The sequence below is a fragment of the Pseudomonas sp. YuFO8 genome, from assembly GCF_035065025.1.
GTDB classification, from domain to species: domain Bacteria; phylum Pseudomonadota; class Gammaproteobacteria; order Pseudomonadales; family Pseudomonadaceae; genus Aquipseudomonas; species Aquipseudomonas putida_AE.
This window is the reverse complement of the sequence record NZ_JAXDEQ010000010.1, coordinates 73,440-97,782: the sequence shown is the minus strand read 5'-3', so window position 1 is coordinate 97,782 and position 24,343 is coordinate 73,440. Positions and strand designations below refer to the sequence as shown.

The 24,343-nt window shown below is 60.0% G+C and carries 20 protein-coding genes and 1 tRNA gene; 9 read left to right on the top strand and 12 right to left on the bottom strand.

The window, feature by feature from the left end; genetic code table 11:
- Positions 1 to 188 precede the first annotated feature (188 nt).
- On the bottom strand, positions 189 to 1,526 hold the full coding sequence (locus SOP95_RS11510; protein ID WP_046818496.1) for an ammonium transporter: 1,338 nt from the start codon (positions 1,524 to 1,526) through the stop codon (positions 189 to 191).
- Positions 1,527 to 1,561: 35 nt separating this feature from the next.
- Positions 1,562 to 1,900 (bottom strand): P-II family nitrogen regulator, encoded by a 339-nt coding sequence (glnK, locus tag SOP95_RS11505; RefSeq protein WP_002555808.1) that lies wholly within the window; start codon positions 1,898 to 1,900, stop codon positions 1,562 to 1,564.
- Positions 1,901 to 2,321: 421 nt separating this feature from the next.
- On the opposite strand from glnK, the gene SOP95_RS11500 reads away from it, so the two are divergent.
- Together SOP95_RS11500 and SOP95_RS11495 are read left to right on the top strand one after the other, a co-directional pair.
- Positions 2,322 to 2,582 carry an accessory factor UbiK family protein gene (locus SOP95_RS11500; RefSeq protein ID WP_274073700.1) on the top strand — a complete coding sequence of 87 codons (261 nt, stop codon included), beginning with the start codon at positions 2,322 to 2,324 and terminating at the stop codon, positions 2,580 to 2,582.
- Positions 2,583 to 3,026: 444 nt separating this feature from the next.
- A complete protein-coding gene (locus SOP95_RS11495; RefSeq protein ID WP_323607177.1) occupies positions 3,027 to 4,520 on the top strand; it encodes a YifB family Mg chelatase-like AAA ATPase in 1,494 nt (497 codons plus the stop codon).
- 4 nt (positions 4,521 to 4,524) lie between these two features.
- On the opposite strand, the gene SOP95_RS11490 is transcribed toward SOP95_RS11495, so the two are convergent.
- Positions 4,525 to 5,445 (bottom strand): LysR substrate-binding domain-containing protein, encoded by a 921-nt coding sequence (locus SOP95_RS11490; RefSeq protein ID WP_323607176.1) that lies wholly within the window; start codon positions 5,443 to 5,445, stop codon positions 4,525 to 4,527.
- A 157-nt stretch (positions 5,446 to 5,602) separates the two neighbouring features.
- Here SOP95_RS11490 and SOP95_RS11485 point away from each other — a divergent pair, with 157 nt between their 5' ends.
- The 3 genes from SOP95_RS11485 (at position 5,603) to phaR (ending at position 9,488) form a co-directional block, all read left to right on the top strand.
- The gene (locus SOP95_RS11485; protein WP_323607175.1) at positions 5,603 to 6,997 is read left to right on the top strand and encodes a NorM family multidrug efflux MATE transporter; all 1,395 of its coding nucleotides are present in this window, start codon (positions 5,603 to 5,605) and stop codon (positions 6,995 to 6,997) included.
- Positions 6,998 to 7,132: 135 nt separating this feature from the next.
- The gene (locus tag SOP95_RS11480) at positions 7,133 to 8,191 is read left to right on the top strand and encodes an IS110 family transposase (RefSeq protein ID WP_323607228.1); all 1,059 of its coding nucleotides are present in this window, start codon (positions 7,133 to 7,135) and stop codon (positions 8,189 to 8,191) included.
- A 748-nt stretch (positions 8,192 to 8,939) separates the two neighbouring features.
- The gene (gene phaR, locus SOP95_RS11465; RefSeq protein ID WP_323607174.1) at positions 8,940 to 9,488 is read left to right on the top strand and encodes a polyhydroxyalkanoate synthesis repressor PhaR; all 549 of its coding nucleotides are present in this window, start codon (positions 8,940 to 8,942) and stop codon (positions 9,486 to 9,488) included.
- Positions 9,489 to 9,523: 35 nt separating this feature from the next.
- Here phaR and phaP read toward each other — a convergent pair whose 3' ends face one another.
- Complete coding sequence (gene phaP, locus SOP95_RS11460; protein WP_323607173.1) at positions 9,524 to 10,105, bottom strand: TIGR01841 family phasin; 582 nt, start codon at positions 10,103 to 10,105, stop codon at positions 9,524 to 9,526.
- Between the two features lie 256 nt (positions 10,106 to 10,361).
- Between phaP and SOP95_RS11455 the strand changes: the two genes are divergently transcribed.
- On the top strand, positions 10,362 to 12,185 hold the full coding sequence (locus tag SOP95_RS11455; RefSeq protein ID WP_323607172.1) for a DUF3141 domain-containing protein: 1,824 nt from the start codon (positions 10,362 to 10,364) through the stop codon (positions 12,183 to 12,185).
- On the opposite strand, the gene SOP95_RS11450 is transcribed toward SOP95_RS11455, so the two are convergent.
- On the bottom strand, positions 12,175 to 13,233 hold the full coding sequence (locus SOP95_RS11450) for an AraC family transcriptional regulator (RefSeq protein ID WP_323607171.1): 1,059 nt from the start codon (positions 13,231 to 13,233) through the stop codon (positions 12,175 to 12,177). The genes SOP95_RS11455 and SOP95_RS11450 overlap by 11 nt on opposite strands.
- A 273-nt stretch (positions 13,234 to 13,506) precedes the next feature.
- On the opposite strand from SOP95_RS11450, the gene phaC reads away from it, so the two are divergent.
- A complete protein-coding gene (phaC, locus tag SOP95_RS11445; protein WP_323607170.1) occupies positions 13,507 to 15,210 on the top strand; it encodes a class I poly(R)-hydroxyalkanoic acid synthase in 1,704 nt (567 codons plus the stop codon).
- Between the two features lie 21 nt (positions 15,211 to 15,231).
- On the opposite strand, the gene SOP95_RS11440 is transcribed toward phaC, so the two are convergent.
- From SOP95_RS11440 to SOP95_RS11430, 3 genes are read right to left on the bottom strand one after another with little or no spacing between them, the layout of a single operon-like run.
- Positions 15,232 to 16,620, bottom strand: coding sequence for an ArnT family glycosyltransferase (locus SOP95_RS11440; protein WP_323607169.1), 1,389 nt, complete (start codon positions 16,618 to 16,620; stop codon positions 15,232 to 15,234).
- Positions 16,617 to 17,579: a glycosyltransferase family 2 protein gene (locus SOP95_RS11435; protein WP_323607168.1), complete on the bottom strand. Its 963-nt coding sequence runs from the start codon at positions 17,577 to 17,579 to the stop codon at positions 16,617 to 16,619. Before SOP95_RS11435 ends, SOP95_RS11440 begins: the two co-directional genes overlap by 4 nt.
- Positions 17,557 to 17,931 (bottom strand): GtrA family protein, encoded by a 375-nt coding sequence (locus SOP95_RS11430; protein WP_323607167.1) that lies wholly within the window; start codon positions 17,929 to 17,931, stop codon positions 17,557 to 17,559. Before SOP95_RS11430 ends, SOP95_RS11435 begins: the two co-directional genes overlap by 23 nt.
- 104 nt (positions 17,932 to 18,035) lie before the next feature.
- Between SOP95_RS11430 and SOP95_RS11425 the strand changes: the two genes are divergently transcribed.
- Both SOP95_RS11425 and SOP95_RS11420 read left to right on the top strand, forming a co-directional pair.
- Positions 18,036 to 18,653, top strand: coding sequence for a response regulator transcription factor (locus SOP95_RS11425; protein ID WP_323607166.1), 618 nt, complete (start codon positions 18,036 to 18,038; stop codon positions 18,651 to 18,653).
- Between the two features lie 45 nt (positions 18,654 to 18,698).
- Positions 18,699 to 19,895 carry a sensor histidine kinase gene (locus SOP95_RS11420; protein ID WP_274077290.1) on the top strand — a complete coding sequence of 399 codons (1,197 nt, stop codon included), beginning with the start codon at positions 18,699 to 18,701 and terminating at the stop codon, positions 19,893 to 19,895.
- Positions 19,896 to 19,938: 43 nt separating this feature from the next.
- Here the strand turns inward: SOP95_RS11420 and SOP95_RS11415 are convergent.
- From SOP95_RS11415 to fdhE, 4 genes are all read right to left on the bottom strand, one after another.
- A tRNA-Sec gene (locus SOP95_RS11415) sits at positions 19,939 to 20,034 on the bottom strand.
- 7 nt (positions 20,035 to 20,041) lie between these two features.
- Entirely contained in the window at positions 20,042 to 21,949 is a 1,908-nt protein-coding gene (gene selB, locus SOP95_RS11410; protein ID WP_323607165.1) for a selenocysteine-specific translation elongation factor, read from the bottom strand.
- A 1-nt stretch (position 21,950) separates the two neighbouring features.
- Positions 21,951 to 23,369 (bottom strand): L-seryl-tRNA(Sec) selenium transferase, encoded by a 1,419-nt coding sequence (gene selA, locus SOP95_RS11405; protein ID WP_323607164.1) that lies wholly within the window; start codon positions 23,367 to 23,369, stop codon positions 21,951 to 21,953.
- 45 nt (positions 23,370 to 23,414) lie between these two features.
- Positions 23,415 to 24,341, bottom strand: coding sequence for a formate dehydrogenase accessory protein FdhE (fdhE, locus tag SOP95_RS11400; RefSeq protein WP_323607163.1), 927 nt, complete (start codon positions 24,339 to 24,341; stop codon positions 23,415 to 23,417).
- Positions 24,342 to 24,343: the final 2 nt, after the last annotated feature.

Here is a 24,343-nt window from a genome sequence, read left to right as displayed (position 1 = left end):
TCTAGCGCGCTCTGGGAAAAAACAAAGGCCCTAATATTCCTTCATTTCTGTAAGCCTTCGACCGTACAAATACACCCGGCGCAAACATCGTAAAACCTGTAGGAAAAAACCTTTCAGCTCTCCCTTCAATGACAAATCCCGGACAAAAAAATGCCCGGCAAGCCGGGCAATTTTTTTCATGCGCGTGCTTACAAGTTGTAGCCGCGTTCGTTGTGAAGCGCCAGATCGATACCGACCGCCTCTTCTTCTTCGGTGATCCGCAGGCCCATGACGGCGTCCAGGACCTTGAGGATGATGAAGGTGACGATTGCGGTGTAGATCACGGTGAAGCCCACGCCTTTGCACTGAATCCACACTTGCGCGGCGATGTCGGTCACGGTGCCAAAGCCACCCAGGGACGGTGCAGCGAAGACACCGGTGAGGATCGCGCCGAGAATACCGCCGATACCGTGTACGCCGAAGGCATCCAGGGAGTCGTCATAGCCGAGTTTGCGTTTGAGCGTAGTCGCGCAGAAGAAGCACACCACGCCTGCAGCCAGACCGATCACCAGAGCGCCCATCGGGCCTACGGTGCCAGCGGCCGGGGTAATGGCTACCAGGCCGGCAACCACACCCGAGGCGATGCCCAGTGCGCTTGGTTTGCCGTGGGTGACCCACTCGGCGAACATCCAGCCCAGTGCCGCAGCGGCGGTCGCGATCTGGGTGACCAGCATCGCCATGCCGGCCGTGCCGTTGGCCGCCGCAGCGGAACCGGCGTTGAAACCGAACCAGCCAACCCACAGCATGGCCGCGCCCATCAACGTGTAACCAAGGTTGTGCGGCGCCATCGGGGTGGTCGGGAAGCCTTTACGCTTGCCCAGCACCAGGCAGGCAATCAGACCGGCCACACCGGCGTTGATGTGCACCACGGTGCCGCCGGCGAAGTCCAGTACGCCCCAGTCCCACATCAGGCCGCCGTTGCCGGACCAGACCATGTGCGCGATCGGTGCATACACCAGGGTGAACCAGATGCCCATGAAGATCAGCATCGCGGAGAACTTCATGCGCTCGGCGAAGGCACCGACGATCAGCGCCGGGGTGATGATCGCGAACGTCATCTGGAAGGTGATGAACACCGCTTCAGGGAACAACGCAGCCGGGCCGGTCAGGCTGGATGGCGTGACACCGGCGAGGAAGGCCTTGCCCATGCCACCGAAGAACGAGTTGAAGTTGACGACGCCCTGTTCCATACCGGTGGTGTCGAACGCGATGCTGTAGCCATAGATGACCCACAGGACGCTGATCAGGCCGGTAATGGCGAAGCACTGCATCATCACGGAAAGAATGTTTTTGGAGCGAACCATGCCGCCGTAGAACAGCGCGAGGCCGGGAATGGTCATGAACAGCACGAGGGCTGTCGAGGTCAACATCCAGGCGGTATCGCCGGAGTTGAGGACTGGGGCCGCCACTTCGTCTGCCGCCAAAGCAAGGCTGGGCATTACGATGGACAACAGGGCTCCTAGCCCTGCGAATTTACGCAGAGTCATTTTGTTTTCTCCTGGGGCGTTGGGTTTGTGGCGGCTTAGATTGCGTCGGTATCGGTTTCGCCGGTACGGATGCGAATCGCCTGTTCCAGATTGACCACGAAGATCTTGCCGTCACCGATCTTGCCGGTGTTGGCCGCCTTGGTTATCGCCTCGATAACCCGGTCGAGATCCTTGTCGTCAATGGCGACATCAATCTTCACCTTTGGCAGGAAATCGACCACGTATTCCGCGCCGCGATACAGCTCGGTGTGACCCTTCTGCCGACCGAAGCCTTTGACTTCAGTAACGGTAATGCCCTGCACGCCGATCTCGGATAACGACTCGCGCACGTCGTCCAACTTGAACGGCTTGATGATGGCAGTGACTAGCTTCATGAAAACTCTCTCCCGAATTTGGTGGACTTGCCCCAGGAAAACAAACCCGTCTCAAGTCTAAGCGCAGTGCCTGGCTTTGTAACGCATCGTCGGCCTTACCTGCCCGTCCGACGCCAGTTAACCGCTCCTTGCGAAACACTCCCCGCGTTTCGCCTGGCGCACTGCATTCGTCACAGCGACTGCATCAGTGCATGGGTCATCAGCATCTAAGCAGAAAGCTTGCCATCTCCACAAAACACATTGATTTCAAGCCTTTGCCAACAGATCGCGACCACTTCACGACAACACCCAACGGGTTACGCACAACAACGGTGCGATGCCGTCCGTCCGCATGCGCGAAAAGCGTGCATCCCTTGCCTGCGGAATTGACTATAGACACTGCGTGATACACTGCCCGCCATTGCTACCAGGACATTCCCCCATGCTCGCGCCCAAAGACTTCCTCGACGCCCTGACAGGCACCGCCTCCCGACTCTTCAGCGGCGACACGCCACTGCCGAAAAGCGAAATCGAAAGCCAGTTCAAGGCTCTGTTGCAGAGCGGGTTCAGCAAGCTGGATCTGGTGAGTCGTGAAGAGTTCGATAGCCAGATGGTGGTGTTGGCGCGCACGCGGGCGCGGCTGGAGGCGCTAGAGGCGAAGGTTGCGGAAATGGAAGCGAAGCTCACTCCACCAACCGAGTAAACGCCGCGATCCCTGTAGGAGCTGCCGAAGGCTGCGATCTTTTGATGTTCCGCCCTTCCACCATCTCGGCAACGTCCTACAAAACATCACACCGCCGTCCGATTGCGTCGCCCATAAGCCAGTCTCTAAGCTCATCCCCTGCTGAATGTTCAGCACTGGGTTTGGCGACCCGGATGCTTAAGGCGTACGACGACGATCCGAAGGCGGGACTGCCTCCCACGGTAAAGACCTTGAACCTGCGGGCCTGCTTGCTGGCAAAAGAGCCTGACCCTGTCGACAGACGAACTGCCTGCATGGCGGTTTTTTTTGTGAGTCAGCACGCTCCAGGATGACTCGCAACATCCAGCGAAAATTCAAGTTCTCTACCCCAACGCGAAACCCTCATCTTCTGTCTACCCTTGAAAAACCCGCAGGAAGCGGCCTCCGTCATTTCAAGGAACGACCATGTCCCTCTCCATCGTCCACAGCCGCGCCCAAATTGGCGTGGATGCGCCCGCTGTCACCGTTGAAGTCCATCTGGCCAATGGTTTGCCATCGCTGACCATGGTCGGCCTGCCCGAGGCGGCGGTGAAGGAAAGCAAGGACCGGGTGCGCAGTGCGATCATCAATTCGGGTCTGCAGTTTCCGCCACGGCGCATCACCCTGAATCTGGCGCCGGCGGATCTGCCCAAGGACGGTGGGCGCTTCGATCTGGCGATTGCCCTGGGAATTCTCTCGGCCAGTGTGCAGGTGCCGACGCTGACGCTCGATGATGTGGAGTGCCTGGGGGAGCTGGCGCTGTCGGGCGCGGTCCGGGCCGTGCGCGGGGTGTTGCCGGCGGCATTGGCGGCGCGCAAGGCCGGGCGTTCGTTGGTGGTGCCGCGGGCCAATGCCGAGGAAGCGTGCCTGGCGTCGGGCTTGAAAGTGATTGCGGTGGATCATTTACTGGAGGCTGTCGCGCATTTCAATGGGCATACGCCGATTGAGCCTTATGTTTCCAATGGCTTGCTCTACGCCAGCAAACCCTATCCCGATCTGAATGAGGTGCAGGGGCAGCTTGCGGCCAAACGGGCGCTGTTGCTTGCCGCGGCGGGCGCGCACAACCTGTTGCTCAGCGGGCCGCCGGGGACGGGCAAGACACTCCTGGCGAGCCGTCTGCCCGGACTCCTGCCGCCGCTGTCCGAAAGCGAGGCGCTGGAGGTGGCGGCCATTCAATCGGTCACCAGTTGCGTACCGCTGAGCCATTGGCCTCACCGGCCATTTCGCCAGCCCCACCACTCTGCCTCAGGCCCTGCACTGGTGGGCGGCGGTTCGAAACCGCAGCCAGGCGAAATCACCCTCGCCCACCACGGTGTCTTGTTCCTTGACGAGCTTCCGGAGTTTGAACGCAGGGTCCTGGAAGTCCTGAGGGAACCGCTGGAGTCCGGCTACATCGTGGTCTCCCGGGCGAAGGATCGCGTGCGGTTTCCGGCGCGGTTCCAGTTAGTGGCGGCGATGAATCCGTGTCCCTGTGGATATCTTGGCGAACCTACGGGCCGCTGCTCCTGCACGCCGGACATGGTGCAGCGCTATCGCAACAAACTGTCCGGCCCGTTGCTGGATCGCATCGACCTGCACCTGACCGTCGCACGGGAGGCCACGGCGCTCAATCCTCCAGTGAAACCTGGAGAGGACAGCGCCAGCGCTGCATTGATAGTGGCCGAGGCACGCGAGCGCCAACAGACGCGTCAGGGCTGTGCCAATGCCTTTCTCGATCTGCCAGGGCTGCGCAAGCACTGCAAGTTATCCACAGTCGATGAAAACTGGCTGGAAACCGCGTGTGAACGGCTCAACCTTTCCCTGCGTTCAGCGCACCGGTTGCTCAAGGTTGCGCGGACGTTGGCGGATCTTGAGCAGGTCGACAGCATCAGCCGCGAGCATCTGGCCGAGGCGTTGCAGTATCGGCCAGCAACGCAGTAACGACTCAGCTCAGGTGCACGACATCCGGCAGCTCCATGGCCCTGACCTCCCCTTGCAGGAAGTCACTGAGCCGACGCATGCGCTCGCCACCCGGACGGGTTTTCGGCCACACAAGGTAATACTTCTCGCCGCTGGCGACTGCAGTTGGCCAAGGCAGGCTCAAGCGACCTTGGGCGACATCCTCCGCCACCATCAGCAGATCACCCATCGACACGCCGTACCCTCGGGCAGCCGCGATCATGCCCAGTTCAAGGGTGTCGAAGACCTGCCCGCCCTTGAGCGACACCTGCTCGGCCAGGCCCATGCGCTCCAGCCAATTGCGCCAGTCCCGTCGATCCGGTGTCGGGTGCAGCAGCTCGGTATTGATCAGACGCTCAACATCCCAAAGTTGATCATTAAGCAGGTTGGGCGCCCCCACCGGGATCAGTTCCTCGGGAAAGAGATAGCTCGCCTCCCAGTCCGCCGGGAAATGCCCGTTGCTCAACAACACCGCACAGTCGAACGGCTCATCATTGAAGTCCACCGAATCGATATCCATCCAGGCGCTGGTCAATTGCACCTCGTTCCCCGGCTGCAGATGGCGGAACCGACTGAGCCGCGCCAACAACCAGCGCATGGTCAGTGTCGACGGGGCTTTCATGCGCAGGATGTCGTCTTCGGCGCGCAAGGTGTTGCAGGCCCTCTCAAGGGCCGTAAACCCTTCGCGAATGCCCGGCAGCAGCAAGCGCGCCGATTCGGTCAGCTGCAGGTTGCGGCCACTGCGGTGAAACAAGCGGCAGGCAAAATGCTCTTCGAGCGTACGAATATGCCGACTGACTGCACTTTGGGTAATCGACAGATCTTCTGCGGCCCGGGTAAACGACGTGTGTCGTGCCGCCGCTTCGAATGCGCGCAGGGCATAAAGAGGAGGAAGACGACGCGACATCAGGAAAGCTCCTACAGCGGTTTTGGATACCCTAGCAGAAACTATTCAGCATGAGTTTGAATCATGTTACCCATCCTTTTTATCCCTTTGTGCAAACGCCGCAGAGCGCCGAGAATCGACGCTTTCCTGTTCTCTTTGATAACCGAGCGTGATGACCATGCAGCATCCAGCGCGTATTGAACTCTGGGCCATCCTGCGGCTGGCGGGGCCGTTGATTGCCTCGCAGTTGGCGCACATGCTGATGGTCCTCACCGACACCCTGATGATGGCGCGCCTGAGCCCCGAGGCTCTGGCCGGTGGCGGGCTCGGCGCGGCGACCTATTCGTTCGTGTCGATTTTCTGCATCGGTGTCATCGCGGCGGTTGGCACCCTGGTGGCGATCCGTCAGGGAGCGGGCGATATCCTCGGCGCAGCCCGGCTGACCCAGGCCGGCTTGTGGCTGGCATGGTTGATGGCGCTGGGCGCCGGCCTTCTGCTGTGGAACCTGAAACCGGTACTGCTGATGTTCGGCCAGACCGAAAGCAACGTCCAGGCGGCGGGACAATTCCTGATCTTCCTGCCCTTTGCCCTGCCCGGCTACCTAAGCTTCATGGCCTTGCGCGGTTTCACCAGCGCCATCGGCCGGGCAACGCCGGTGATGGTCATCAGCCTGGGCGGTACCGTTGCCAACTTTCTGCTCAACTATGCGCTGATCACAGGCATGTTCGGCCTGCCGAAACTGGGGCTGATGGGCATTGGCCTGGTCACGGCGATTGTCGCCAACCTGATGGCCCTGGCTCTGGCGTGGCACATTCGCCGGCACCCGGCCTATGATGCCTATCCACTGCGTCAGGGCTTGTCGCGGCTCAACCGCCAGTACCTGAAGGAACTGTGGCGCCTGGGCCTGCCGATTGGCGGCACCTACGCCGTGGAGGTCGGGCTGTTTGCCTTCGCTGCGCTGTGCATGGGCACGATGGGCAGCACGCAGCTGGGGGCGCACCAGATCGCCCTGCAGATCGTGTCGGTGGCATTCATGGTGCCTGCGGGGATTTCCTACGCGATCACCATGCGCATCGGTCAGCATTACGGCGCCGGGCAGTTACTGGACGCGCGGCTGGCCGGAAGGGTCGGTCTGGCTTTCGGCGCGGCGGCGATGCTGTGTTTTGCGATGGTCTTCTGGCTGTTGCCGAATCAGTTGGTCGGGCTGTTTCTCGATCACAACGACCCGGCGTTTCGCGACGTCATCGACCTGGCCGTGAGCCTGCTGGCTGTGGCGGCGTGGTTCGAGCTGTTCGACGGCACGCAAACCATCGCCATGGGCTGCATTCGCGGGCTCAAGGATGCCAAGACCACCTTCCTCGTGGGCCTGGGCTGTTATTGGCTGATTGGCGCCCCGGCAGCCTGGTGGATGGCGTTCCATTTGCAATGGGGGCCAACGGGCGTGTGGTGGGGCCTGGCGCTGGGATTGGCCTGCGCAGCGGTGAGCCTGACGCTGGCGTTTGAGTCGAAGATGAAGCGGATGATTCGGCGGGAGCCGTCGCAAGAGCGCTTCGACGCCATCCAGGCCGAATGAGATCCTTGTAATTGGATGGACTCGCCCCAGCCGAGGCGTCAATGCGCCACGGTGGCAGTCTAAACAGCCAACGGCAGCGAGGGCGAGTCCATGAAAAAGCATAGTTCGATTGATCAATCCCTGTCTTCTACCGATTTGTCGACCTGCACAACCTTGGCGGTCGATCTGGCCAAGCAGGTTTTTCAGGTCGCCGGTGAAGATGTTCTCGGCCAGGTGCGCTTCGAGCAACGGATCAAGTCGCGCGAGGCGTTCTATGAGTTTCTCCAAAAGTTGCCGCCTCATGTTGTGGTTTTGATGGAGACCGGTCCGGGTGCTCAAGCCTGGGCCCGGCAACTGCAAGACCAAGGTAATTCGGCGCGGATTCTTCCAGCCGGTTTGGTGGCCAAACATCGCAGTGGGCCAAAAAATGATCGCAACGATGCGTTGGCGATTCTGCGGGCTGGTCGCGATGAAAAAATCTGCGCAGTACCGGTCAAAAGCGTCGCGGCGCTGGCCATGCAGGCGTTGCATCGCGCCCGTCAGGGCTATGTGCGTCGGCGCACGGCCGTCAGTAATCAGATGCGCGGCCTGCTGCTCGAGCACGGTGTCGCCTTGGCGCAAGGCGATGTTGCGATCAGCCAGAAAATTCCGCGGGTGCTGGAAGATGCTACCCAGCCGGTGCCGGCCCTGCTGCGTGAACTGATCGACGAACTGCTGGCCGAGTGGCGCCATTTGGGCGAGCGCATCAGCGTACTGACGGGACGCCTGGAAGTGGCCGCCAACGCCGACATGACGGCGAAGCGACTGATGACTGTGCGCGGCATCGGCCCAGTCACAGCCACGGCCCTGGTGGCCAAGGAAACCAAGCCTGAGCGATTTCCCAATGCCCGCAAGTTTGCCGCGTACTTTGGCATGGTGCCTGACCAGCACAGCAGCGGGGAAAAGATCCGGCTGGGGGACATGACCAAGCGAGGTGATGCTTATTTACGCAGCCTGATGATCCAAGGAGCCCACGCGGTGCTGCAACAACTACGACCTGATTCCCAGCAACCCGATGACCGCCGCTTGTTGCACTGGATGAGCCGGTTGGGTCGTAAGGAAGCTGCGATCAGGCTAGCCAACCGCAACCTGCGAATCGTCTGGGTGCTTCTACAGAATGACCAGACTTATCGTCGCCACGCCGGAGATGGCCAGCAGGCAACGATGAGCCACTGAGCGACAGAGTTCTGCCACCGAGGTACCAACTGTCCGACCCTTTGCTGAAAAAAATTGACCCCAGGTAAGACCGGCGTGGATTGATGCCTAAGCTCCTACTGGCCTTCGAGGCCTGAATGTAATCGGCATACCACGAGCTTTTCCAATTTTGGCCAGAAGCCGAAGACGGCTTCCACGAATAGGCCTTATACATAGATGCAACGGGGCGACGGTTTTTTAAAAGCGGGTAGACAGTGGGGGCGAGTCCATACATAGGAGCTGGCTTGCCAGCGAAGGCGACCTCACAACCGACCCATCTCCCACGGCCGTACCCGATCTACTGTAGGAGCTGGCTTGCCAGCGAAAAAACTAAGGGCGCCGCGGGGTGTCAGGCTTCCCGCGTCATCGTTGACCTCCATCGCTGGCAAGCCAGCTCCTACTGGATGATACGTAACTTCAAATGCACACATTACCCTGTAGGAGCTGGCTTGCCAGCGAAGGCGACCTCACAACCGACCCTTCTCCCACGGCCGTACCCGATCTACTGTAGGAGCTGGCTTACCAGCGAAAAAACTAAGGGCCCCGCGGGGTGTCAGGCTTCCCGCGTTATCGTTGACCTCCATCGCGAGCAAGCTTGCTCCTACGGTGGATCGGGCTAAGGGCGCCGCGGGGTGTCAGGCTTCCCGCGTCATCGTTGACCTCCATCGCTGGCAAGCCAGCTCCTACAGTGGATCGGGTACATCCGCGGCGGTGGCCATAGTAGGTTAAGATGCCTGAAAACCTGGCTCGCCACGAGACACCCCGCATGACAGACCCCACACCCCGCCTGATCAAGAAGTACCCCAATCGCCGCCTCTACGACACCCACACCAGCAGCCACCTGACCCTGGCGGACATACGCCAGCTGGTCGTCGATAAAGTCGCGTTCCAGGTGGTGGACGCCAAGAGTGGCGAAGACCTGACCCGCAGCATCCTGCTGCAAGTCATCCTGGAAGCCGAAAGCGGCGGTGAGCCGATCTTCACCAGCGACATGCTGATGGGGATCATCCAGTTCTACGGCCCTTACCAGGGCGTACTCGGCAGCTACCTCGACAAAAGCATCCAGACCGTGATCGACATCCAGTCGCAGACGGGCGCGCAGTCGTCCGAAGCCTGGAGTACCTTCATGCACCAGCAGGCACCGGTGATGCAGGACCTGATGCGCCAGTACGTCGACCAGTCCAAGGCGCTTTACCTGAATACGCAGAACATGTTCGGCCTGTTTGGCGCCAAGCCGACTACCGATGGCAGCGACAAAAAAAATGGCGATGGGGAATAAACCCATCGCCATCGGTGCAGCCTTACTGATTTGACTTACTTGTTACCGTTGGTGGCCTTGTTACTTGCTTGCGGAGCAGCCTTCGCAACAGCGTCCGCAGCGGCGGCGGAGGCGCTGTCAAAATTACCCTGAGCGGCCTCTGTCGCCTGTTTTGCGGTTTTTTGCGCGCTTTCAAACACCGTACCGGCATTCGCCAGGCCCGATTTGAATGCCGCCACCACAGGCTCGGAACCGGCCGGTGCGTTCTTGCTGATCTCTTCTACAAATTCCTGAACCTGCGCAGTACCCGCCTCGACCTGATTCGACGTCAATTGGGCGATGTCCGAATGGGTGCCCACGATCAGAGCCTGCACCTGACGGTTGAACTCGGCCAGGCGTTCGGTCTGTGCGTTCGGCTGGCTGAAAGATGCCTGCAAATCGGCGAAGCCCTGGGGATCGCGAACAGCCAGCAGTTTGCGCACACCTTCGAATTGCTCTTCGGTGGATTCACGCAGTGCCTTGAACTGCAACTGGCTCAGCTGCTCAACGCTGGCGAAGACTTTGCCGCTGATCTGCTGCAAAAGATCGAGGTTGGCTTTCTGAACGGTTTGCAGTTTTTCCGGGTTGAAAAAAGACATGCTTGAACTCCTGGTACTGAAAGGCCCCGAAGGGACCTGAGGACGCGACAGCGATCCGGCAGTCATCGCGCTGGACTTCATATTGCAGCGCACAAAAAAGTTTGGCAATGCTTATTTTGTGCGGTGCAAAATAAACCTTGCCCACCCCACGCCTGTAAGCGCTAGACTCCTCAACTCAGACGGCCACGCACCAAAGCCCGCTTAATCGACGAGCTTGGCAACAACCGTTCCCCGTGTAAGGCATCAGGAGATCATGATGGGCCAGGAAGAAATTACCGCGCCGCACAATAAACCGTTTTGCACCGTTGCGGGTCCGTTCGACCACCTCAATCATCTGCAGCGCCTCAATGCCCGCAACATCCGCGACGCCATGCACAAACGCCATGCAACGACCTATGCAGCCTCGAGCCTTGGGCAACTCAGGCAACCCAGTGCCGCTGACTGGCAGGAGTACCTCACGGATCTCGGCCAGCGCAGCGTATTGTTCTGGGATACCTTGCGGCAGCGCGGCGACAACTCGCTGGCCCACGAACGTGCCGGGTATCCGTTGCTGTTGAAGTTCGATCATCAGCCCCTGGTCGACGGCATGGACCTGCCGCGTCCGGTCAACTACTCGCTGCTGCAGATTGTCCCGGGCCCCGGGCAACCCGTCGACAGTAAGCAGCGGCCGGTCATCATCATCGACCCCCGTGGCGGCCACGGCGCCGGCATTGGTGGATTCAAACAGGATTCGGTCATCGGCGAGAGCCTGCGCGCCGGTCACCCCACCTACTTCATCGCCTTCAGCCATGCCCCTGCACCCGGGCAGACGCTGGCGGACATCGTCAGCGCCCAGGCGCGATTTATCGAAGTGGTCAGTGAGCGCCATCCACACAGCGCCAAACCCGTGGTAATCGGCAATTGCCAGGCAGGCTGGGCGCTGATGGGCCTGGCGGCGGACCGGCCGGAGTTGCCGGGCCTGATCATCGTCAACGGCGCGCCGTTGTCATACTGGGCTGGCGTCAACGGGCGCAATCCGCTGCGCTACACCGGCGGTCTGCTGGGCGGTGGCTGGATGGCGCGCCTGGGCAGCGACCTGGGCAATGATCGTTTCGATGGCACCTGGCTGGTGAGCAATTTCGAGAACCTCGACCCGGCCAATGCCTGGTGGGGCAAGTATTACCACCTGTTCAGTGAAGTCGACAGCGAAGCGCCCCGGTTTCTCGACTTCGAGCGTTGGTGGGGCAGCCCGACCCTGCTCAATGGCGAGGAGATCGAGATGATCGTCGACGACCTGTTCATCGGCAATCGCTTGTCCGGCGGCCCCGGACGCAAGAGCAACGGGCTCGATCTCAAGCGCATAGAAGTCCCGGTGGTGGTGTTTTGTTCCTATGGTGACAACATCACCTCACCGCAACAGGCCCTCGACTGGATCGCCGACGTCTACCCAACCGATCTGGCTCTGCACCGCGCCGGGCGCACTATCGTGTATCTACGCCATGCCACCATCGGTCACCTGGGCATCTTCGTTTCCGGCGAAGTGGCGCGGCGCGAGCACCGTCAGTTACTGGGCGCAGTCGAGAGCATCAATGCGCTGCCGGCCGGGCTGTATGAAATGCTGATCGATGACGTGCCGCAAGACATGCAAACCCCCTACTCCGTGCGCTTCGAAAGCCGACGCATAGCCGACATCCATGGCGACGTTGCGCCGCAGCGCGATGACGATCGCGAATTCGCCCTGGTCGATCGCGCGTCCGCGATCAACAACAGCCTGTATGACGGCTTTGTCCGGCCATGGTTACGTCAGCTGATCAACGAGCCCACTGCCCAACTGTTGCGCAAGGCCCATCCCTTCCAGCAACAGCAGGTACTGTGGAGCAGCGCCAACCCGGCGCTGTGGTGGCTGGCCGCTAGCGCCGCGCAGGTGAGCCATGATCGTCAGCCCGCCAGCCCGCACAATCCGTTGCTGGCCTGGCAGGCGTTGTTTTCCAAGCAGGTCCACGATGCCATGGACGGCTACCGCGATGTGCGCGATGCGGCTCAGGAACTGTGTTTCTATGGTGTGTATGGCGTGCTCGGCAGCCTGCAGCTCAAGCATTGACGAGCACTACCTGAGGGTGAGAGGTGAGCGGCCCAGCACATGACTCATCGGCGCGATACTGGCCGGGGGTCATGCCAAACCAGCGGCTGCACGCCTTGTTGAAACTGCTGTGGTCATGAAAACCAAGGAGATACGCGACATTCTTCATGTTGAAGTGAGAATGGCGCAGGTAGAAATCGGCCAACTCTCGTCGTACCAGGTTCTGCACGTCCTTGAATTGCGTGCCGTCCTTTTCCAGTGCGCGTTGCAGCGTTCGTTTGCTGATGTTCATGGCGCCGGCGATCGACTCCATGTCGCATTGTCCCTGGCCATGACTCAAGCGCTCGGTGATCAGTGCGCGGAGCCTGCCGACGATGGAAGAACCGGACAACAGGTCCAGCTGCGCCTCGGCAAAGCTGTCATGCAGCACCGCCAGCGCCTCGTTTGCCATGCTCAGTGGCCGCAGGATCTCCTGGCCGTCGAACAGGATGCTGTCGTAGGCCGAGCCGAATTGCAGGTCGCAACCGAACAGGCGTCGATGCTCCGAGGTGTCCGCAGGTTCCGGATAGCTGAATTCCACACTCAAGGGTTGCGGCAGCTTGCCGTCTCCCAGCCAACGGCAAAAACCCAGCAGGGACGCCAACCCCGCATCAACATACTGGCGTGGCTTGATCGAGCCCGGTTGTTGGTGATCAAGCGAGGCCAGGCGGAAATGCTCCTGTTCCGGGACGAAAAAAAGGCTGAAGCCGGTGCCGATCAACGGACTGAAGCGCACCAGGCGTTCAAGTGCCAGTTTAAGGTTGAGGCTCGACATCATCGTGTAGCCGACGATCTGAAAGGTACCGGGATGGAAATGCCCATAGGCCTTGAGGCCGATGTCCGGATCCCCTGCGGCTTGCGCGGCCAGTTGCCACAGGCGATAGAGCACCCTTCTCTCGCACCGCGCCCCGGGCGTGTGGGCGAGTTCCAGGTCCAACCCGGCTTCCCGGCACAGGCTGGCGACATCCAGCCCCTCGGCCGAGAGCGTAGTGACCAGTACGTTAGCGTAGCCTGAACTCATTCTGAACATGGCGTCCTCGATGACGACTGAAAGCGGACATCCTGCCCGGAGCACGACTGATTGCGGCTTGGTGAATACTGAGTGTCCGCTCATTTTGAAGTATTGATACAGGTTTGGTTTATCGGTGTTTTGCGCTGCATCCGACCGGTGACCGGGCGTGGCACCGTTGGACACCGAACAGTCACCCCGCAACACTTCCGCAACGCCCGCCAATGCCCGACACTCCGCTTCTTGCAGCGCAAAACAATACTGCCCGTTCTTCCTCTGCGGGCAAGGAGCTCCATGGACAACAACACGCAAAACTTCAACACTTTCTGGTCTGGCCAGGTCCCGTTCGTCGCCTCCTTTGCAGTGCAACAATTACGCCTCTGGGTCAGCAGCAATCCCTGGTTTACCGGGCAGCCGTACAACGACTGGTTCGACTTGCCCCGGGAAACCCTGGACAGCCTTCAGTCCGACTATCAAGCGCAATGGGCCGGACTCGGCCAGCAGCTGCTGACCGGACAGCCGTTCACCTTCGATGATCGACGTTTCGCCAGCGGCAACTGGAGCACTCCACTGTTTGGCTCCCTCGCCGCGTTCTACCTGCTCAACGCCGGGTTTTTGCTCAAACTGCTCGACCAGTTGCCGATCAAGGACAAAAAACCGCGCCAGCGCCTGCTGTATCTGGTGGAGCAAGACATTGCCGCCGGCGCGCCCAGCAACTTTCTGGCGAGCAATCCCGATGCCCTGCAGCGCGTCGTCGATACCCGCGGAGGCAGCCTGCTCACGGGCCTGTTGCACCTGGCGAGCGACCTGCAGGAAGGCAAGATGCGCCAGTGCGACAGCGGTGCCTTCAAGGTCGGTGAAGACCTGGCCAGCACCCCTGGAGAAGTCGTATTCGAAAATGAACTGTTCCAGTTGATCCAGTACCACCCGCAAACCGAAACCCAGTATCAACGCCCTGTTTTCATCGTGCCGCCGTCCATCAACAAGTACTACATCCTCGACCTTCGCCCGGACAACTCGATGGTGCGCCATCTGTTGCAGCAAGGTCATCCGGTGTTCCTGATGTCGTGGCGCAACTTCGACCAGGCCCACGCCGGCACCACCTGGGATGACCTGATCGAGAACGGCATCATCAAAGGCCTGAAGGTGACCCGCGAAATCAGTGGCCAGCAGCGTCCCAACTGCGTGGGGTTCTGCATCGGCGGCACCCTGCTGAGTACGGCGCTGGCGGTCCTGGCGGCACGTGGCGACAAGGCCATCGCCAGCGTGAGCCTGTTGACCACCTTCCTCGATTACCTCGACACCGGTCCCATCGACATCTTCGTCGACGAACAACTGGTGGCCCACCGCGAACGCACCATCGGCGGAATCGACGGCCCCATCGGCCTGTTCAAGGGCGAGGACATGGGCAACACCTTCTCACTGCTGCGCCCCAACGATCTGTGGTGGAACTACAACGTCGACAAGTACCTCAAGGGCCAGAAACCAAACGCGCTGGACTTGCTGTTCTGGAACAACGACAGCACCAACCTGCCGGGGCCGATGTACTGCTGGTACCTGCGCCACACCTACTTGCAGAACGACCTGAAATCCGGCGAACTGGACTGCTGCGGGGTGAAGCTGGACCTGCGCGCGATCGATGCGCCGGCCTACATCCTCGCCACCCATGACGACCACATCGTGCCCTGGAAGAGCGCATACGCCAGCACCGACCTGCTTTCTGGAACCAAGCGTTTTGTCCTCGGTGCATCGGGGCATATCGCCGGGGTGATCAACCCACCCGCCAGGGAAAAACGCCACTACTGGACCAACGACCACCTGACGCAAGACCCGGACACCTGGTTCAACAATGCCGAGCAGCATTCCGGTAGCTGGTGGAATGACTGGTTCACCTGGCTGGCCGAGCATGCCGGAGAACGCGAAGCATCGGTACCGAGCGCCGGCAATGCGCAATACCCGGCGCTGGAACCGGCACCGGGGCGGTATGTGATGCAATGAGCGTCGACCGACCGGCTGCTCCTACAGACGACCACACCTGAGCAGCAGGCTCTCATTCGCCTGCCCCAATTCCTCACAACCGAGCTCTTGCAACAATCCCTCGGACAGGTTGCGCAAGCGCAAGGAGAGGTAAAACCTGCCATCGCCAGGCAACGCATCGATACTTTCAACGCGCCTGGCAGCACCGGCACTGTAGAATTCTGCCGAGTAGGATCCTCTGTCCAGGTAGAACAACTCTCCGGGCGCATCCGCACTGTGCTCGTTCCACAGGCTGACGATCTCCCGCTGGTTCTGCGGCCTTTCACTCAGCGATCCTTGCAGCACCAGGGCCCCACCCGTTATTGGCAGGCAAGCTGACAACAGGTAGATGATGGTCTGGCGCTTGTACATTGAAATGCTCTCGGCCAACAAGATTGCCCAGGCAGGTAAGGCAGGCAACACATAGGTCCAGAGGATATTGCCCGCCAAGGTAAAAAACAGCGGGGTTGCCAGCGCCCATCCCCAAAGGAAGGTGTAGAAATCAGGGTTCCAGCCATAGCGATTGCGCGCCTTGTGCAGCATCCACAGGCAGAGTGTCCATGGAAACAGACTACCGATCAGATATATCCAGATCGTCCCTAATGTTTCTGCATGGGCACTGCCATAAAGGTCACCCTGCCATTTCGAAATGACGTATCGACTCCAGTGTTCCCCAACAAAGAAGTAATTCAAGAATCCCGGGGTCTTGTTTTCAGCCAGGTAATACCAAGGCACAGACACCGCGGCCAGCAGAATCAAGCCAGACAACCAGGGTAGATGAAGAAAACGTTTCCAGTTCCGCGTCGAGGCAGCCCACACCATTGCCAGCAAACCCACCAGAACAATGGATAAGGGGCCTTTGGCCAACATGCCCAAACCCAGGCCTATAAACCCGATTCTGGCCCAGGTCAGGTCATGATAAGTAACCCCTCTCCACAAGCCATACGCAGAAATCACCATGGCGAAACTCAGCGCAGGGTCAGTCAGGACAACCCCACTCGCTATAAAGCCGAGCGCGCAGCTGGAGTAGATGATCGAAGCGATCAAACCTGTCCTCAGGTCGCGCTCTTCGCGACAGAACTTCAGGATCACCGCACAGGTTGCGACGTGAATGAGCCAGGCAGGAAAACGGCTGGCAAACTCACCCACGCCCAGAATTTTCATGCTCAGCGCCTGGGTCCAGAACGACAGGGGTGGCTTACCCCAGAACGGAACGCCATGATCAAACATCGGGGTGATCCAGTCATCGAGGGTCACCATCTTGCGAGCGACCTCCGCATAACGCGCCTCCGACGTATCCATCAACGGGTAAAACGCCAATCCCGCCAACCTGGCCAGACAGATGGCAATCAGGATCAACCATAACAAGCGGTTCTGATCAACCTGAGTCATGCCGACCGCTCCCGCAGGGCACTATCCGCAATCCGGGAAGTCGACTTTCTCAGAAAATAATGCGGCCTGCCCTTTGCCTCCACTTTCAGAATCCCGACATACTCCCCGACCAAGGCGATACCGCAAGTCATCAATGCCAGTACAACAAGGATGAAGTTCTCATAACCCACATTGCCCGTTATCAAGGCACCGACAAAAGCGATAACGGACATCGTCATGACCAGGGCGGCGCAATAGCTGAACCAGCGCAGCGGGCTGTGTGAAAATGAAAGTGAAGAGTCGATGGCCAGACCCAGGAGGTTTGGCATATTCCACTTGGTCTTTCCCGCCTCCCGACCCTCGCGATCATATTGCAAACAAATACTCTTGAAACCAATCCACCCGGCCAGCCCTTTCAGAACCCGAGACCTTTCCTTCAGTTCGATGAGCGCTGCCAACGGCGCGCTGCCTAACAGGCGGAAATCGCTGACTTGCGAGGGGAAAGAGAAATCCTTCACCAATACACGCATGATCCGATAGTAGGCAGTAGCGGTTGTTCGTTTCAGCCAGGAATCACTGTCACGCTTTCTGCGCTGCATATTGACAACGTCGTAACCCGCCACCCAATGCACGATCATTGAAGGGATCAACTCTGGAGGATCCTGGAGATCCGCATCGATGAAGATAATGGCACGAGCGTTTGCGTGTTCCATTCCCGCCCACATGGCGGCCTCCTTGCCAAAGTTTCGACTCAGGTGTAAACAACGCACATCCGGCTCGCGCGCAAACTCATCAAGCAGATCAGAGGTGTTATCCGCGCTGCCATCATTTACATAAAGCAGTCCGATTCGCATGTTTAATTCACGCACTACATGAGTGATTCGCTGATGAAATATCGGCAATACATCTTCCTCTTCAAAACAAGGAATAATCACCATCAAGTCATAACAAGGCGGACTACTTGAGTCTGGTTGCTGCATATTTGAATACCCAATTGTTAGAAATTGTAAAATTTACGATCATTACCAGCAAAGAAGACAGTAACTGGCCGGGCAAAGCACCTGCCCCCAGCCTCAAAATCACGGCCATGAACAGTGCATTGAAGGCAACACTCAATACACACAAAGCCGCGTAGTTGACGGGCCGTGCTGTTCTGTTGCGAAAGACCCAGGCCTTGAGGATCCAGTAGTTGACGACAGCGCCCGCTATCGCGCCGATGGTGCTACTGAGCAACACGCCGAAAACTGGCGCTAGAAGGAGCAAAAGCGCAAAATGCACTGTTGTCGCAGTCAAACCGGATATCAGGTAACGGGGAAACAGTAATGTATTCATGCAGCTAACATTACACGGCCCCGTGTGAACGGATTATCACATTCACAATCGGTTCACACTTTACTCAGTACAATGCCTGACAAGCATTAACGCGAGCATTGTCCATGCATGAAATATTATTGGTTGAAGACGACGTCGCGTTGGCCGGCACACTATGCGACTATCTTTCGGAGTTCGAAATCGATATAGATCATGCCTACGATGGGCGATCCTGCCTGGAATTGTTGAAGTCCAATAATTACGCCGCCATCATTCTGGATGTCACGATGCCGCGACTGAACGGGTTCGACACCTGCAGGCGGATCCGGGAACAAGGCAATACCGTGCCCATCATATTCCTGACGGCCCGCGACACCTTGGCTGACAAGCGGGACGGGTTCGAGGCGGGTGCTGACGACTATCTGGTGAAGCCATTTGAACCTGAAGAACTCAGGCTCAGGATCAACGCATTATTACGCCGGCAACGACCCCGGCCGCTTTCGACTCCGATAATGTGCGGGGACCTTGAGTTGACTGAAGCAACGTTCATGGTCAGTCGTGGAGAGCTGCGGACCCAACTTCCCGATATACAGTTTCGAATATTGAAGATGCTTGTCGAGGCAGCCCCAAGCCCCCTCAGCAGAAGGCAGCTTGAACTCGCTATCTGGCCCGATTCTGATCCCCCCGACAGCGATCCACTGCGCACCCAATCTACCGCCTCAGACGGCTACTCGCCAAGCTGAACCTGGATCACTCACTGGTCACCCTCCACGGAAAAGGATACCGGCTTGCGATCCCCCACTAATTCCTTTTTTGTCCGGATCCTCTCCATACTGATCCCCTTTTCTACCCTCGTTGCGATCATTTACAGCGTGTTGATCTGGGCCTCGATCTCGATGACAGAGGACTACATCGTCAAACATTACCTGAAGCGTGAATTTGAGGCGTTCGAGCGCGAGTACGTGCAAGACGCAAGTGCTACACCGTTACCCAATACTAGTTATCTGCAGACGTTCTGGGGTGATAGCCTGGAATTGCCAGACTTTGCCAAACCACTAAGTGAGGGACTGCACGAAATCGGCGATACGCACGTTCTCATCAAAAAAATGCCGGGCACAGCCAACAAGATCTACATGATACTTGACGAGTCCAAGATGAGTTCCCTGGACAGCTTTGCGCCAACAACAATCAGTCTGCTCTGGGCACTGGCCGGACTCATTATAATAGCGGGCGCAGTAGTTGCGATTGTCATGGCGCGAATCATATCCGCGCCGGTTGTGCAGTTAGCCAAGGATCTGTCCCGACACCCCCTCAAGACCAAACAGCTCGAAAGCAATCATCGCAAGGATGAAGTAGGTGTTCTAAGCCGAGTGATCAGTGGAGCACTTGAACGCCTGGAAAATACGCTGGATAGAGAGCAAGCCTTCACCCGACATGTGAGCCATGAGTTAAGAACTCCGCTGAGCATTATCAGAAACTCCCTGGCTGTCATTAAATTGCCCGGCTGCGACGAGACGAAAAAGGCGCGCAATCTTCAACGCCTGCAGCAGGCATCAAGAGACATGGAAGATTTGATTGAACTGTTCCTTTGTCTAAGCCGCGAGAAGATCGGTCAAAAATGCGCCAACATTAATCTACAACAACTGCTGAACGACGCACTGCTGCGACACCAACCGAAAATCGACTCGATGAGTGTCCAGCTTCAGGTAAAACAGGACCTGATGATCAGCGCCGACCCAATACTGCTGAAAAGCTTGATTCACAACCTCATCAACAACGCCATCCAACACGGCGGACAGCGCCTGCTGATTGCCGCCAACCAGAACAGCCTGGTTATTTCAAATACACTCACTGAAGTTGAATCAGTTGCAGGATATGGATTCGGCCTGGAAATCGTTTCGAGGATATGCCGATATGCCGGCTGGAGCTTGCACATACGCTCTACCTCGACAGTTTACTCCGCTAAAATAAGCCAACTTGGCTAGCGCAGGATGCTCACCCCCAAAGTTTTGCGCGAGCCAGGGAAACTGGCGGAAGGTAGCCGGAGTCGAACCTGCCCGGGAACGGATGCCGTCCCCAACCGGGTTTGAAGCCCGGCCGCGCCACCGGGCGCGATTACCTTCCTGAAAAATCAGTGATCCGTGGGCCGGGCCAGGGCATTGTCCAGGCGGATATGGCGTTTGTCGCCAAACCGCCGGGTCAGCCCGAGCCGATCGAAATATTCGAGAATCTGGATGCTGCGCTTGCGCCCCAGTCCCACCGCATCGCGAAACGCCGACACCTGGATCACCGGGTCAGCCTCGGCCAGTTGCATCAGCATAGCCGCCAATCGCCGGATCACCGCATCGGTGTAAAACAGGTCGCGGACCACTTGATGCAGCAGCCCCAGCCGGGCCATCTTGCGCAACAGCAAGCGCACGGTGGCCTCATCATGACCCAGTTCGCGCACCCACGGCGGATTAAACCCGGCGGCGTCGAACCGCGGCTGCAACTGTTGCCAAAGGGCTTCGTCCTCTTCACTCAAACGCACTTGATGACTGGGCAGATGCAGCCATGGCCCGCTGGTGGTGATGACCCCATCGGCCAGCAATTCGTCGAGCAAACTGATGAAGGACGGGCGATCGAGTGCCGTGCCGCTGAATCGACGCAGGCGATCGCGGTCCGGCCCCATCTGGTCCGGCTCCAATTGGTGAAAGCGCGCCAGATGCTCCAACACATCCGCTTTCAAGGCCTGCCAGCGGCCGGCGCTGAACAACAGCGGACCCTGGCGGGTGTCGATCAGGCGCACGTCATCCGGCAGCACCCAGTTTGCCCGCGGATGGTTGAACTGGCGTTCCAGGCGTTGCAGGTCAAGCCCGCTGTCACTGTTGGCCAGCAGTGTCGGCATGACGGCTTCCAGGCCAGTGCTCGCCCGCAACGCCTGTAGCTGCGCCAGTCGCTCGGGACTGCGCCGTTGTCGGCTCGGTGCGAACGGATCGAGCACGCGACCGCCGCCCAGGGTCCGTTGCGCGCTCTGGTCACGCAGGATCAGCGGATCGCCCTTCACGGCCTGCACCGGCGCATTGAGCAGGATCTGCGCGAACATCCGCTCACCCGGCGCCAGGCTGGAGCCCTCCAGCAGGGCCACGCGCCCGGTCACGTCTTGAGTGCCGATATGCGCATGCACCGGTTGAAAATGCTCGAAGGCGCGAGGCTCCCCGGGCAACAACCGCAGGTCGATATCCAGGCGCTGGGTCGGTGCGTACAGCCACTGCGTCGACAGCCACTGGCCGCGATGAATCTGCTCCAGCGCCAGGCGATCCGCGCTCAGGTTCAAGGCAACGCGCTGTCCTGCGGTCGCACGTTCGGCGGCTTGATTCTGCGCATGCAGGCCACGCACCCGCACGGGTTTGCCGAGGGGACCGAGCAATAGCGTATCGCCCACCGCCACCTCGCCGGACAGCGCCGTGCCGGTGACCACGATCCCGGCGCCTGCGACGCTGAATGCCCGATCGATCGCCAGGCGAAAGCCACCAGCGAGGCTGCGTTGCCGCACTTCACGCTGGGCATCGAGCAACGCCTGGCGCAGGGTGTCGATGCCCTGCCCGGTCACGCTCGACAGCGTGATCAACGGGGCATTGGCATAGGGCCCGGGCGCCAACAAGGATTGGATTTGCTCGCGCACCTCTTGCACCCGATCTGCTTCGACCCGGTCGCATTTGCTGATCGCCACGAGTGCGCGGGGAATGCCCAACAGTTCGACGATGGCCAGGTGTTCCCGGGTCTGCGGCATCACGCCGTCGTCGGCGGCCACCACCAGCAACACCAGGTCGATGCCCTGTGCGCCGGCGAGCATGTTGTGGGTGAAGCGTTCATGCCCGGGTACGTCGATAAAACCGGTGAGGGCCGTGCCCGGCTCGAGGGCGGCGTAAAGGTAGCCGAGGTCGATGGTCATGCCGCGTTCGCGCTCTTCGCGGCGTCGATCACCGGCCTGCCCGGTCAGTGCCTCGAGCAATGCGGTCTTGCCATGGTCGATGTGCCCGGCAGTGCCGACGATCATCTCAGGTCACCTGCAATTGATCGAGTTGCGCCAGCCAGGCCGGTTCGTCGTCCAGTTGCCGCAGGTCCAGCCACAAGGCGTCGTCGTCGATGCGCCCGAGCACCGGGATCGGCAAGGCGCGCAGCGCTTCTTCGAGCCCAAGCAGGCTTCGCCCGCGCAGACGTTTGGAGGTAAGCGGTCGCAGGCACAGCGCGGCACTGGGCAAGCGCGCCACCGGTTGGCTGCCGCTGCCGATCATGCCCAGCGCCGGCACTGCGCTGACACTCCAATGAGCGCCCAACACCCGTGCCAATGACGGTTGCAGACGTTCAGCCTGGGCGAGGATGTCGGCCTGCGGACGCGTCAGCAGGCGCAGGCTCGGCAGGCGCTCAGCCAGTCGATCCGGGTTGCGGTACAGCCCCAACACCGCTTCGAGCGCTGCCAGAGTCAGCTTGTCGACCCGCAGCGCACGTTTGAGCGGGTTTTTCTTGATCCGCGTGATCAACGCCTTGCGCCCGACAATCAACCCGGCTTGCGGGCCACCGAGCAACTTGTCGCCGCTGAAGGTGACGATGTCCGCGCCATCGAGCAGGGCCTGGCGCACCGTCGGTTCGACCGGCAAGCCCCAACGGGTCAGGTCCAGCAGGCTGCCGCTGCCGAGGTCTTCGAGCAGCGGCAAGCCATGTTGGTGCGCCAGTTGCGCCAGCTCGGCGGTCGGCACCCGGGTGGTGAAACCCTCGATGCTGTAGTTGCTCGCATGCACCCGCATGATCAAGCCGCTGCGCGGGCCGATGACGGCTTGGTAGTCGCGGGCATGGGTGCGATTGGTGGTGCCGACCTCGACCAGTTTCACTCCGGCCCGCGCCATGATGTCGGGAATGCGAAAGGCGCCACCGATTTCGATCAGTTCGCCCCGGGAGATGATGCCTTCCTTGCGGGCGCCCAGGCTGTTGAGGGTCAGCAGCACCGCGGCGGCATTGTTGTTGACCACGGTCACCGCCTCGGCGCCGGTCAGCTCGCGGATAAGGCCCTCGATCAGGTCGTCGCGGTCTCCGCGCTTGCCGCTGTCCAGGTCGAATTCCAGGTTCAACGGATAGCGCGCGGCCATTTGCACGGCGTCGATGGCTTCCTCCGGCAACAAGGCGCGGCCCAGGTTGGTGTGCAGGACCGTGCCGGTGAGGTTGAACACCCGGCGCACGTGGCTGCGGTGCTGGCTGGCCAGACGCTCGCCCGCCCTGCCCGCCAGCACGTTCGGGGTAAGTTCGACCTCGTTGAGAAGTCCTGCCAGGACCGGTTCGCGCAAGTCATCGAGCAACTGGCGCAGGCTGGCGAGCAAGGCGTCGCGCCCATAACGTTCGGCCAGCGGCTGGCAGGCCGGATGGCGAAGCAGGCTGTCGATCGAAGGCAATCGCAAGGCTTGGCTGGCAGATCGGGCGGACATCTGGCGCTCCGGCAAAGGTTGACCGCCTGAGTGTAGACGCTCGCTTCAGTCCCCCCCGGGGGCCAGCAACAGATTGGGCGCAGGACGCTGAAAACCCTCCTGCTCCAGGCGCATGTCGAGGATCAGGCTGCTCAGGTCGGCGGACAAGGCTTCGGCTTCGGCGTCGCATTCGAGATAAAGCTGCTTGAGATAACTGTGGCAACCAGGGCAGGTTTCCGCGCGCAGCGGCGCCTTGTCCGCGGCGTGGCGGTCGCTGTCGAGGCTCACGTATTGCAAGCCTTTGCTCTGCTCGCAATACACGCACTTGACCCGCACCACATGCCATTCGCAGGCACACAGCGAGCACACCAGGTAGCGCAAGCCGTTGTATTTGCCGCGATGGCGGATCACCCCGGCCATGGCCGGTGAACCGCAAGCCGGGCATTGGTTGAGGCTGTTGCCGGGTTTCAACGTGAGGTCCTTTGTGCTCAGCAACCAATGGCTCCAGGCAACTTGCAAGGCCGCCCCCAGAAATGGCACCAGCGCCGCCGGCAGCAAGGCGAACTGCCCGCTGACCAGGGCAATGGCCCACGCCTTGAGTTGCCCGACGCTGGCCTCACGCAAGGTCGCCACGGCGTTTTCCACCGCCGGCTGTGGCGGTGGCTGATAGTGCTGCAACAGCCCCTGCAGATACGCCAGCCACGCGTCCTCGCGCACCAGGCTGTCGGCGGCAAACGGCGGCAGGCCATGCTCCAGGCACAGGCGGATGCGTTGCGGGTCCGGCACTGCCGCCGCGGGTGGATCGTCCATCAGCTGCTGCTGTACGTTGCACAACCCCGCAACCAGGCGCAGGTAATCGGCCAGCGGATGCCCTTCGGCAAGGCGCTCCAGGCGCAGCGCGCGCAAGGCAAACAGGTTTTGCGGTGGAAGGTGCAGAAACGGCGGCGATGTCGCCGCCGCTTCGATCTGTCCCGGCTCCAGGATGGTGGCCAAAT

What these genes read in the sequence shown, in the direction of transcription:
- selA (WP_323607164.1), bottom strand. Translation starts at nt 23,369, where the DNA reads ATGTCCGCCCGATCTGCCAGCCAAGCCTTGCGATTGCCTTCGATCGAC.
- SOP95_RS11455 (WP_323607172.1), top strand. Translation starts at nt 10,362, where the DNA reads ATGGGCCAGGAAGAAATTACCGCGCCGCACAATAAACCGTTTTGCACC.
- SOP95_RS11485 (WP_323607175.1), top strand. Translation starts at nt 5,603, where the DNA reads ATGCAGCATCCAGCGCGTATTGAACTCTGGGCCATCCTGCGGCTGGCG.
- SOP95_RS11425 (WP_323607166.1), top strand. Translation starts at nt 18,036, where the DNA reads ATGCATGAAATATTATTGGTTGAAGACGACGTCGCGTTGGCCGGCACA.
- glnK (WP_002555808.1), bottom strand. Translation starts at nt 1,900, where the DNA reads ATGAAGCTAGTCACTGCCATCATCAAGCCGTTCAAGTTGGACGACGTG.
- SOP95_RS11490 (WP_323607176.1), bottom strand. Translation starts at nt 5,445, where the DNA reads ATGTCGCGTCGTCTTCCTCCTCTTTATGCCCTGCGCGCATTCGAAGCG.
- selB (WP_323607165.1), bottom strand. Translation starts at nt 21,949, where the DNA reads ATGATCGTCGGCACTGCCGGGCACATCGACCATGGCAAGACCGCATTG.
- SOP95_RS11500 (WP_274073700.1), top strand. Translation starts at nt 2,322, where the DNA reads ATGCTCGCGCCCAAAGACTTCCTCGACGCCCTGACAGGCACCGCCTCC.
- phaC (WP_323607170.1), top strand. Translation starts at nt 13,507, where the DNA reads ATGGACAACAACACGCAAAACTTCAACACTTTCTGGTCTGGCCAGGTC.
- SOP95_RS11435 (WP_323607168.1), bottom strand. Translation starts at nt 17,579, where the DNA reads ATGCAGCAACCAGACTCAAGTAGTCCGCCTTGTTATGACTTGATGGTG.
- SOP95_RS11450 (WP_323607171.1), bottom strand. Translation starts at nt 13,233, where the DNA reads ATGTTCAGAATGAGTTCAGGCTACGCTAACGTACTGGTCACTACGCTC.
- SOP95_RS11430 (WP_323607167.1), bottom strand. Translation starts at nt 17,931, where the DNA reads ATGAATACATTACTGTTTCCCCGTTACCTGATATCCGGTTTGACTGCG.
- SOP95_RS11510 (WP_046818496.1), bottom strand. Translation starts at nt 1,526, where the DNA reads ATGACTCTGCGTAAATTCGCAGGGCTAGGAGCCCTGTTGTCCATCGTA.
- SOP95_RS11440 (WP_323607169.1), bottom strand. Translation starts at nt 16,620, where the DNA reads ATGACTCAGGTTGATCAGAACCGCTTGTTATGGTTGATCCTGATTGCC.
- phaP (WP_323607173.1), bottom strand. Translation starts at nt 10,105, where the DNA reads ATGTCTTTTTTCAACCCGGAAAAACTGCAAACCGTTCAGAAAGCCAAC.
- SOP95_RS11495 (WP_323607177.1), top strand. Translation starts at nt 3,027, where the DNA reads ATGTCCCTCTCCATCGTCCACAGCCGCGCCCAAATTGGCGTGGATGCG.
- phaR (WP_323607174.1), top strand. Translation starts at nt 8,940, where the DNA reads ATGCCTGAAAACCTGGCTCGCCACGAGACACCCCGCATGACAGACCCC.